Raw genomic sequence first — 10,038 nt, 5'->3', positions numbered from 1 at the left:
CATCGACAACCGCGACCTGACCACCGTGCGGCCCATCGCCACCGAGGTCGGGGTGCTGCCGCGCACCCACGGCTCCTGCCTGTTCACCCGGGGCGAGACCAAGTCCCTGTGCGTGGCCACGCTGGGCAGCACCGGCGACGAGCAGAAAATCGAAACGCTCACCGGCGACTCCTCCAAGCGTTTCATGCTGCACTACAACTTCCCGCCCTACTGCGTGGGCGAGGTCAAGATGCTGCGCGGCCCGTCCCGGCGCGAGATCGGCCACGGCGCCCTGGCCGAGCGCTCCATCCAGCAGGTGTTGCCGTCCTCCGAGGACTTCCCCTTCACCATCCGGGTGGTCTCCCAGGTCATGGAGTCCAACGGCTCCTCGTCCATGGCCTCGGTGTGCGGCGCCAGCCTGGCGCTCATGGACGCCGGCGTGCCCATCACCCAGCCCGTGGCCGGCATCGCCATGGGGCTCATCAAGGAAGGCGACGAGTTCCACGTGCTCACGGACATCCTCGGCGACGAGGACGCCATGGGCGACATGGACTTCAAGGTGGCGGGCACCCACGACGCGGTGACCGGCATCCAGATGGACATCAAGATCACCGGCATCCCCCAGGCGGTCATGCGCAAGGCCCTGTACCAGGCCCGCGACGCCCGCCAGCATATCCTGTCCAAGATGAACGAGGTTCTGGCCGCCCCCAGGCCCGAACTGTCCCCCAATGCGCCGCAACTGGCCGTGGTCATGGTCAACCCGGAAAAGATCCGGGAGATCATCGGCCCGGGGGGAAAGATGATCAAGGCCATCACCGCCGAGACCGGCGCCTCCATCGACATCGAGGACTCGGGCAAGGTCAGCATCTTCGCCCCCACCCTCGAGGCCCTGGAAAAGGCCAAAGAGCGCGTGATGTACTTCGACCAGAAGGCCGATGTGGGCCGCAACTACCAGGGCACGGTCACCAAGGTTTTGGACTGCGGCGTGGTGGTGGAGATCCTGCCCGGCCTGGACGGACTGGTGCATGTCTCGCAGCTTGACACCGAGCGCGTGGAAAACGTGGCCGACGTGGTCAAGCTCGGGCAGCCCATGGAGGTCAAGGTTCTGGATGTCGAGTCCAACGGCCGGGTGCGCCTGTCGCGCAAGGCCGTGCTCTTCGAGGAGCAGGGCCGCCCCTACGACCCGGCCGACTATCCCAAGACCGGCGGCGCCCGCCGCCCGGGCGGGGATCGCGGCGGACGCGGCGGAGACCGCTTCGGCGGACGCGGCGGGGATCGCCGGGACCGGCGCTAGGCGCGAAACGTATGGAGTAGGAAAAGCCTCCGGCGGCCAAAGGGGCGCGGCCCCTTTGGAATCCCGTACCGGGGGAAGAAGAGGCGACGGGGAACCTCCCATGGGAGGTTCCCCGTTTTTTTCTAGTGGACACATTGGCTGGAAGCAGCACACCAAGGGTGTTGTGATCCGCAGATTCATTTTTTTGGTTTCCCTCTACACGGACAAATTTCTTTCGTTGGACAGGTCGCAAAGCCGCTTATCATGCAATCGCACGGACCTTTCCCCCGTCTTGTCTCTTGACAAATTCAATGATTCAGAAAATTATGTTTTTCACGGCGATCTCATGGCTATCCATCTCATTTTATACCATTCTTCCAGGCGAACCGGTTGTTCGCGGCAGCCCCCTGGTGCGTCATGACGATCATGGTTCCTTTGATGTACTTGAAACTTGTTCCTTCGAGAATTATCCTATGGTCAAGAGAATTGCGGATTGGCTTGAAAAATTCAGCGTCGGGGCCATGCTCATCGGGCTTTTTCAAAACCGTCCGATTGGAGTCGGCATAAGCCTCGCGCTTCTGGCCATGAGCCTCTTCCTTACACGGAGGGCAAAATGACGACATGGATTTTGGCGACATTGGCGGCAGTCGTGGTTTTTCTCTACGGTCTTCACCTGGTGAAGCAGGAAAAAAAACGCAAACATTCCTGACCCCCTGACCGGGGGGAAACGAACCATCCACAGGCATGACGGGGAACCTCCCATGGGAGGTTCCCCGTTTTTTTGACAACCTTCCGCCTGGCTTCATGAAATCGCCACGCGAACTTGAAGCAACCATCACACGCCGCGCGTAGCTTTCCTGTGAGCAACGGCCCGCTGCACGGCCGACCCACAAGGAGAGCACCCCCGATGTTCAGCCATTTCTTCGGTCACTACCTGCTGGAAAAAAAACACATCACCGCCGACCAACTGCGCGAGGTTCTGGCCTTGCAGGATTCCGTGCGGGTCAAGATCGGCATCCTGGCCATCGACGCGGGCTACATGACCGCCGAGCAGGTGGAGACCGCCCACCGCCTCCAGGCCACCTTCGACATGCGCTTCGGCGAAATCGCCATCGGCAAGGGCTACCTCACCGAGGACCAGCTCACGGACCTTTTGTCCCGGCAAAGCAAACGCCACCTGCTGGTCAGCCAGGCCCTGGCCGACAAGGGCATCATGAGCTTCGAGGACATCGAGCGGGTGCTGGCCGCCTATCGCCGCGACTCGGGTCTTTCCGAGGCCGAATACGAGGCCCTCAAGGAAAACGACATGGACGCCGTGGCCGCCTCCCTGGCCCGGATGCCCGAGCTTGGCGACCCCGAGGTCTATGCCGATTATTTCGCGCTTTTCACCCGCAATCTGGTGCGCTTCATCGATCCGGGCATCGTCATCCGCCGGGCCGAAAAGGTGGTCGCCACCCCCTTCGGGCATCTGGTGCATCAGGAGATGGACGGCCGCTTCAAGATTTTCACCGGTTTTTCCGGATCAGGCCCGGCCATGGCCGAATTCGCGGCGCGCTACGCCAAGATGCCCATGGACGGCTTCGACGACATGGCCCGGGACGCCCTGGGGGAATTCATGAACGTGCAAAACGGGCTGTTCCTCTCCAAGCTGTCCAACGACTGGGTGGAGCTTGAGCTTCTGCCCCCCGAATGCCAAAGCGACGGCGCCATCCGGGCCGTGGGCGTGGCCTACGCCATCCCGTTTAGCCTGCCGTTTGGAGAATTCACCTTTTTCATCGGCCTTGGGTCGCCGATTTTCAATTAGCCGCAGCGCAAAGGAGCACATGCCATGGCCCGCATCCTCGTGGTGGATGATTCCGCCGTCTCTCGCAAAAGCCTCAAGGAAATCCTGGAACACGCCGGTCATGAGATCGTCGGCGAGGCCGGAGACGGCCAGGACGCCCTGGAGAAATACAAAACCCTCAAGCCCGATCTGGTGACCATGGACATCACCATGCCCCGGGTCAGCGGCATCGAGGGCTTAAAGAACATCGTGGCCGCAGACGAAGAGGCCCGGGTGGTGATGATCAGCGCCCTGGGCCAGGGGGCCAAGATCTTGGAGGCCCTGCAAAACGGCGCCCGCCACTACCTGACCAAGCCGTTTGAAGCGGACAAGGTGCTGGACGCCGTGTCTGAGGTGCTGGCCGCCTGACGTCGGCGGCGCGGGCATGGTTTTACAATATATATAAATATATATTGGGTATGGGGCGGACAAGGCGCTGGACGCCGTGGCCGAGGCGCCGGCCGCCTGACGCCCCATGTTTTGCGTAAATCCTCGCTGGGGAACGCCTCCGGCGGCCAAAGGGCAAAGCCCTTTGGAAACCCTGCTCCACGCCCTGCCTCCATAACTGATCTCCTCCCGGGCGCGCGGGCATCCCGCGCGCCCACACCGCAGCGCCCAGCGAGGTACCCCATGTCCGCAACCCTGGCCGCCTTCACCCCCGCCGACCTGTCAAGCGAAGACCAGTCCATCAAAAGCCTCGTGGAACAGGCCATGACCTTCAAGGCCTCGGCCCTGGGCGGCGCGGTCCACGCTTTTTTCAAGGAACATCCCGACGCCGACGGCGTGGCCGTGCTGGACGGCGACCGCCCGGCCGGGCTCATCATGCGCAACGAGTTCTACCAAAAGCTCGGCTCCCTCTATGGCCGCGACCTGTTCATGACCCGGCCCATCCGGCTGCTCATGAACTCGGCGCCGCTCATTGTGGAGGTATCCGTGGACGTATCCTCCATCGCCGTCATCGCCATGAACCGCGACCCCAACCATCTCTACGACATGGTGCTGGTCACCGAGGATGACCGCTACCTGGGGGTGGTCAGCATCAAGCGCTTCATGCTGGAGCTGTCGCGCGGCCGGGGACGGCAGATCGAACTGTTAAACGAACAGCAGGAGATCCTGCGCCTGGCCAATGAGGCCGAGATCACCCACCGGCAGCAGATCGAGACCAAAAACAACGAACTGCGCGACCGCAACGAGGCCGTGAAAAACCTGTTGGACAACGCCGGACAGGGCTTTTTGTCGTTCGGCGCGGACCTGGCCATCTCCGAGGAATACAGCCTGGAGTGCGTCCAGCTTTTCCGAGTGCAGGTCGGCGGCCGCCGCTTCCCGGATCTTCTGGCCCGGCACCTGCCCCCCGAGGCCCAAACCACCGTGGCCGAGGTGCTGGGCGGCATTTTTCGTGCGGCCAAGCCCTTGCAGCAAAAGGTCTTCCTGTCGCTTCTGCCGGGGGAGATGACCATCCACGACCGGGCCGTGCGCGCCCAGTACAAGCTCATCAACCGTCAGGACGAAATCCGGATGATGGTCATTTTGACCGACGTCACCGAGAAAAAGCGCCTGGAACGGGAGATGGCCGAGGAGCGAAACAACGTCAAGATGGTGGTCCGGGCCCTGTCCCGGCAGTCCGAGGTGCTCTCCGCCATGGCCACCTTCCGGGAGTTCGCCGGAAATCTTGGCCCGGATGTCGCCGCTCTCGGGCCTAACGACTGCGCCGCCACGGCCCTGGCCGAGATCTTTCGCCAGGTGCATACCTTCAAGGGCGACTTCGCCCAGCTTGGGCTGCATAACACCGCCGCCGCCCTGCACGAGACGGAAAATGCCCTGGCGGCCATGGCCGCAGGCCAAACGCCGCCGACCCGGGAGACCCTGGCGGACGCGCTGGCGGATCTGGACGCCGAACTGATCCTGGAACGGGATGTGGCCATCCTGGTCGGCATCCTCGGCGAATCCTTCTTCGGCGGCAGCGAGAGCCTGCGGGTGGACAAGCGCGCCCTGCTAGATCTGGAGGCCCGGGTGGGTTCGCTTCTGTCCGGGGCCGCGCGGGAGGCCGTTTTGGCCGAGTTGCGGGTGCTGCGCCGCCACAACGTCAAGGACATCCTGGCCCCCTACGGCGACTATCTGGCCGGTCTGGCCGAGCGCCTGGAAAAGGCCGTGGCCCCGCTTGTCGTCACCGGCGACGAGGTGTTCGTGGACCGGGAGCCCAGGGAGGCGTTCGTCAAGGCCCTGGTGCATGTGTTCCGCAACATGATCGACCACGGCCTGGAGGACATGGACGAACGCCTGGCCACGGGCAAGCCCGAGACCGGGACCATCGCCTGCCATGTGGCCCGTGCCGGGGAAGACCTGGTGCGCCTGACGGTGTCCGACGACGGCCGGGGCATCGATGTGGACCGGGTGCTGGCCAAGGCCGTGCAAAAGGGGCTGGTGACGCCCCAGGCGGCCGTGAGCATGGCGCCGGAGGCGGTCTACGACCTGCTTTTCCGGGACGATTTCTCCACCCGCGACGAGGTCAGCCTGCTCTCCGGCCGGGGGGTGGGCCTGGCGGCGGTCCGGGCCGAGGCCGAACGCCTGGGCGGGGCCGTCCGGGTGGAGTCAGAGCCCGGCCGGGGGTCGCGATTCATCTTCACCCTGCCGCTTTTCCCGGACGAGGGTATGGCGCAAGCGGGCCGGGCTACGGCGTAACACGGCTGCGGGTTTGGCACTGCGTAGGGACGGGATCCGGGGTGCATCGCATCCCGGATCCCGTGTTCGCCATGAATACGGCGCTGGCCTGGGTTATTTCTTGCCCAGCCAAGCATCCACCTGGGCAGGGTTCTCATTGATGAATTTCACGGCATTCTTGTAAGGATCAGCCCCCTTTTTCTGATTGAGGGCCATGACCGTCTGGAGCTGCCCGGCGTCCTTCCATTGGAAGCGGTCCAGAAAGGCATACACCTCGGGCATGTCCTTTTTCAGGCCTTTGCGTACGATGGTGTCGATCTCCTCGGCCTCACCCAGGACTTTTTTGGGATCTGCGAGATTTTTCAATTCCCAGCGGCCATATTTCCAATGCGGGGCCCAGCCCGTGACCACAATCCACTTCTTATGCTTGATGGCGTCGGCCAGGGCGGCGGTCATGGTCGCGCCCGACCCCTCCACCAGAGTATAGTCGGACAGGCCGTATTCCTTGAGGGCCTTTTCAGACAGGCGCATGAGCCCCGCCCCGGGGTCGATGCCGATGATTTTCCCATCAAACTTGGCGGCGTTCCCTTTGAGGTCGGCGATGGAGTCGATGGTCACGTAGCTTGGCGTCACCCAGAAAAGCCCGGCGCCCGTGGCCAAGGGCCCCAGGTTCTCCACCTTGTCACCGAGCTTTTCATAATATTCCTTGTGGGTCACGGGTAGCCAGGCTGTGACCATGGCGTCCACGTCGCCCGTGGCCACGGCCTGCCACATGGCGGCGGCGGCCACGGGCAGCATCTCCACCTCGTAGCCCATTTTCTCCTTGAGCACGGCGGCGACCACATTGGTTGTGGTCAAGGCGCAATCCCATTCCACATAGGCCAACTTGACCTTTTTCCCCGAGGCCAGGGCGGGAACAGAAAGCACCAGGCACAAGGCCAACGCCGTCAGGCCGGAAAGGAAGTTGTGTTTGATCATGCATTCTCCTTTGTACGCTTGAAGGTTTTGCGCCATGCGGCGCTTATTGTCGCGCACCGGCCTTTTGCAGCACGCGATCCAATATGACGGCCACGATGACGATGCACAGGCCCGCCTCGAAGCCACGGCCCATTTCCAGTCGCTGGATGGCCTTCCAGACCTCGCCGCCCAATCCCCTGGCCCCGATCATGGCCGCGATGACCACCATGGACAGGGCCAGCATCACCGTCTGGTTGATCCCGGCCATGATGGTGGGCATGGCCAGGGGCAGTTCCAGCTTGATCAGTTTCTGCCACCTGGAGGAGCCGAAGGCGTCGGCGCATTCGGACAGCTCGGGGGGAACCTGCTTGATGCCCAGGCAGGTGAGCCGGATGGCCGGGGGAATGGAGAAGATCACCGTGGAAAAGATTGCGGCCACCTTGCCAAGACCGAAAAACGGGATGGCCGGGATGAGATAGACGAACGCGGGCATGGTCTGCATCACGTCCAAAACGGGCATGACCAGGCGTTCCGCGCCTCTGCTCAAGGCTGTGGCCACCCCCAGAGGGACGGCGACGCTGATGGCCGCCAGGGTGGCGACCAGCACCAGGGCCAGGGTGGAAACCGTGGCCTCCCACAGCCCCATGTTCCAGATGAGCAAAAGGCCGACGAGGGAAAACGCCGTCACCGTGCGACTGCGGGAGAGCCATAGGGCCAACCCCGCGATGACCAGGATGAGCAGCCAGGGCGGCAAGGCCAAAAGACCGGCCTCCGCCATGTCCAGGCCGTAGCCGACCAGGGAGGCGAAGGCCTTGGTGAACAGCGAACAATGCGTCACGAGAAAGTCGATGACGGCCTCCATGGCCTCGCCGATAGGAAGTCTGGGAATGTTCATTGGGTGCGCCCCCGATCCGCCATGGCCCCCAGAAGCGCTCCACGGATGACCACCCCTCGAAGTCTGCCCTGTCCGGAAACCACAGGCAGGGGATAGGGCAGGTTGTGCAAAACGGAGATGAGTTCCTGGGCCGGGGTCTCGGGTCGCGCCACCTGCATGTCCGTGACCAGAATGCTTTCCAGATCCCTCTCCCCGCGCAGTGCAGCGCTTGCCGCGTCGTCGGCCGTGACGAAACCCCGGAGCCGGTGCTCGTCGTTGAGAACGAACAAGGTGGAAATGCCCGCCTTTTTCATCTTGCGCAGGGAGGCCCGGGGACCGTCGCTCCTGCGATAGGCCACGGCCGTAACCGGAATCATGACCGATTCGGCCGTCAGCACCTTGGTGATGTCCACCTCGGCCACGAAGCGCTCCACATAGTCGTCGGCCGGATCTGTGAGGATTTCCTCCGGGGTGCCGGTCTGGACGATGGCCCCGTCCTTCATGAGTACGATGCGATCACCAAGTTTCAAGGCCTCGTCGAGATCGTGGGAAATGAAGACGATGGTCTTGCGCATGGTCTCCTGAAGGGAGAGAAGCTCGTCCTGCATGTCCCGGCGGATCAACGGGTCCAGGGCCGAGAAGGCTTCGTCCATAAGCAGAATATCCGGGTCCAGGGCCAGAGCCCGGGCCAGGCCGACGCGCTGCTGCATGCCGCCCGACAGTTGCCGGGGGAGCGCGTCGCTCCAGCCGTCCAGACCGACCTGGGACAGGGCCGCCAGGGCGCGCGGCCTGCGCTGCGCCGGTTCCAGGCCTTTGATTTCCAGGCCGTATTCGGCGTTTTGCAGCACGGTGCGATGGGGAAACAGGGCAAAATTCTGAAAGACCATGCCGGTTTTGGCCAGACGCAGCGACCGAAGCTCTGCGGCATCCAAAGAGGTGACGTCGATGCCGTCGATGACGATCTTTCCGGCCGTGGGCTCGATGAGCCGGTTGAGGCAACGCAGGAGGGTGGATTTGCCGGAACCCGACAACCCCATGACGACCACGATCTCGCCCTCGTCCACATCAAAGGAGGCCTTGGCCACGCCAACGCCGAGTCTGGTTTGCTCGAGGATGTGCTGTTTTGAAAGTCCCTTATCGAGCATGTCCAGGGCCCGCTCGGGCTTTGGGCCGAAGACCTTGCTCAGGTTATCCACAACAATTTTTTTCATGAAACCTTCCCATGTTCATATAAAAAAACAGAAATTCAAAGAACTTTTACCTTGTCTTATCATCCAGCATAACACCTATCAAAAGGACGTCAACATCGAAACCAGCACGACTAAAATACGTTAAAATAATGCACTGCAGATTGATTGAATCAAAGTATACGTCTTTATTTTTTATAAATCAGGACACAATACTTAATAAAATTTATATAAATAATGTAAAATTAAATTTATAAAGAAAAAATTTATGCAAAAAAATTCATTGCTATGTTGTATGATCAAAAATTCATTCATATAATTTTTCATCCTGTTTATTCCTCCAACGTTTTACGCAGGGGAGCGCAGGACAGGTGGCATCCGTCTGAACCGGACGCCTGCGTCAGGGGAAAAATCGCCTGAGCGCCCTCGGACCGGGTCGTCCGCCGTCGCCAGACAGGGATCATGGCCCTGGCCGCAAAGAGGCGATTCGGGTGGACACGTCATGGGAAAATACTCACGAGCCCCGACGCCGCCGGGCATACCGACGCTGCCGGGCCGCGCCACATGACCACGGACCGCTGTGGGCCAAGGCACACGCGCAGGGAGGAAACGGTTGTCGAATGTCCGAACATGGACAGGGAACGAATGCGGAAATCTTGAAAAGGTGGACTATGTTCAGACGGATGAAAATGCCCGGTTAGAGAAATGCCGGGGATTTACGTCTCCATCTGTGGGGAAGCCCTTTGAGGGGGGGGCCGTACGAGAGAAAACGCCCGCTTCGGATGACTGTGAGTGGAACCCGATGAAACCTCAGGGCGCCGGGGACGGCGGCGCCCCCAAATCCGGCTGATACGGGGACAGGGACGACGGCGCCCGGGCAGAAGGCAAGACGGGCGGCGGCGCCTGGGTTTGCACGGCAGGATTCGCCTGCCCGGCCGGGGCGTGTTGATATGCCGGGGTCGCAGACGTCGGCCGGGGGGCTAGGTCCGAAGCGGGCGCGGCAATGGACACGTCGTAGCTGTAGGTCGCGCTCTGGGTGCGCACCGTGATCCGAACCCAGCCTATCCCTGCGTTGGCCGGAAAATAGACGTACCCGGCCGTGAGGCCGTAGGGGGACGCCGGGACCGGCCGCAGGGCCAGGGTCTCAAGCTCCGTCTGGATGCCCCGGCGCAGTTGATATCTGGCCTCGGGCATGGAGGTCGCCGCGCCCGTGACCGCGCCGATGCCGCCGCCGATAAGCGCCCCGCGCCACAGGGCGTCGCCGCCGCCTGCGGCGGCGCCGATCAAA

8 protein-coding genes and 1 pseudogene are annotated in these 10,038 nt (G+C 62.2%); 5 read left to right on the top strand and 4 right to left on the bottom strand.

All coding sequences use genetic code 11. The features are described 5' to 3' along the window. From pnp to V3572_RS17045, 5 genes are all read left to right on the top strand, one after another. On the top strand, positions 1-1,273 hold a 1,273-nt coding region (pnp, locus tag V3572_RS17065; RefSeq protein WP_332112233.1), incomplete at its 5' end, for a polyribonucleotide nucleotidyltransferase. Between the two features lie 290 nt (positions 1,274-1,563). Next, positions 1,564-1,869, top strand: a complete 306-nt coding sequence (locus V3572_RS17060; protein ID WP_332112232.1) for a hypothetical protein — start codon at positions 1,564-1,566, stop codon at positions 1,867-1,869. A 290-nt stretch (positions 1,870-2,159) separates the two neighbouring features. After that, a complete protein-coding gene (locus V3572_RS17055) occupies positions 2,160-3,056 on the top strand; it encodes a hypothetical protein (protein WP_332112231.1) in 897 nt (298 codons plus the stop codon). A gap of 24 nt (positions 3,057-3,080) precedes the next feature. After that, positions 3,081-3,443 (top strand): response regulator, encoded by a 363-nt coding sequence (locus V3572_RS17050; protein WP_332112230.1) that lies wholly within the window; start codon positions 3,081-3,083, stop codon positions 3,441-3,443. A 261-nt stretch (positions 3,444-3,704) separates the two neighbouring features. After that, a complete protein-coding gene (locus V3572_RS17045; protein ID WP_332112229.1) occupies positions 3,705-5,753 on the top strand; it encodes an ATP-binding protein in 2,049 nt (682 codons plus the stop codon). A 93-nt stretch (positions 5,754-5,846) separates the two neighbouring features. On the opposite strand, the gene V3572_RS17040 is transcribed toward V3572_RS17045, so the two are convergent. The 4 genes and pseudogenes from V3572_RS17040 to V3572_RS17025 all read right to left on the bottom strand — a co-directional run. Continuing rightward, complete coding sequence (locus V3572_RS17040) at positions 5,847-6,710, bottom strand: glycine betaine ABC transporter substrate-binding protein (RefSeq protein ID WP_332112228.1); 864 nt, start codon at positions 6,708-6,710, stop codon at positions 5,847-5,849. A 43-nt stretch (positions 6,711-6,753) separates the two neighbouring features. Next, positions 6,754-7,584 carry an ABC transporter permease gene (locus V3572_RS17035; protein WP_332112227.1) on the bottom strand — a complete coding sequence of 277 codons (831 nt, stop codon included), beginning with the start codon at positions 7,582-7,584 and terminating at the stop codon, positions 6,754-6,756. Next, positions 7,581-8,774: a quaternary amine ABC transporter ATP-binding protein gene (locus V3572_RS17030; RefSeq protein WP_332112226.1), complete on the bottom strand. Its 1,194-nt coding sequence runs from the start codon at positions 8,772-8,774 to the stop codon at positions 7,581-7,583. Before V3572_RS17030 ends, V3572_RS17035 begins: the two co-directional genes overlap by 4 nt. 786 nt (positions 8,775-9,560) lie before the next feature. After that, positions 9,561-10,038: pseudogene (locus V3572_RS17025) on the bottom strand (hypothetical protein); the annotation flags it as partial.

The organism is Desulfolutivibrio sp. (genome assembly GCF_036584575.1).
Taxonomy (GTDB): Bacteria; Desulfobacterota; Desulfovibrionia; order Desulfovibrionales; family Desulfovibrionaceae; genus Desulfolutivibrio.
Note: the sequence above shows the minus strand (reverse complement) of the source record. Positions and strands in the feature narration are given on the sequence as shown.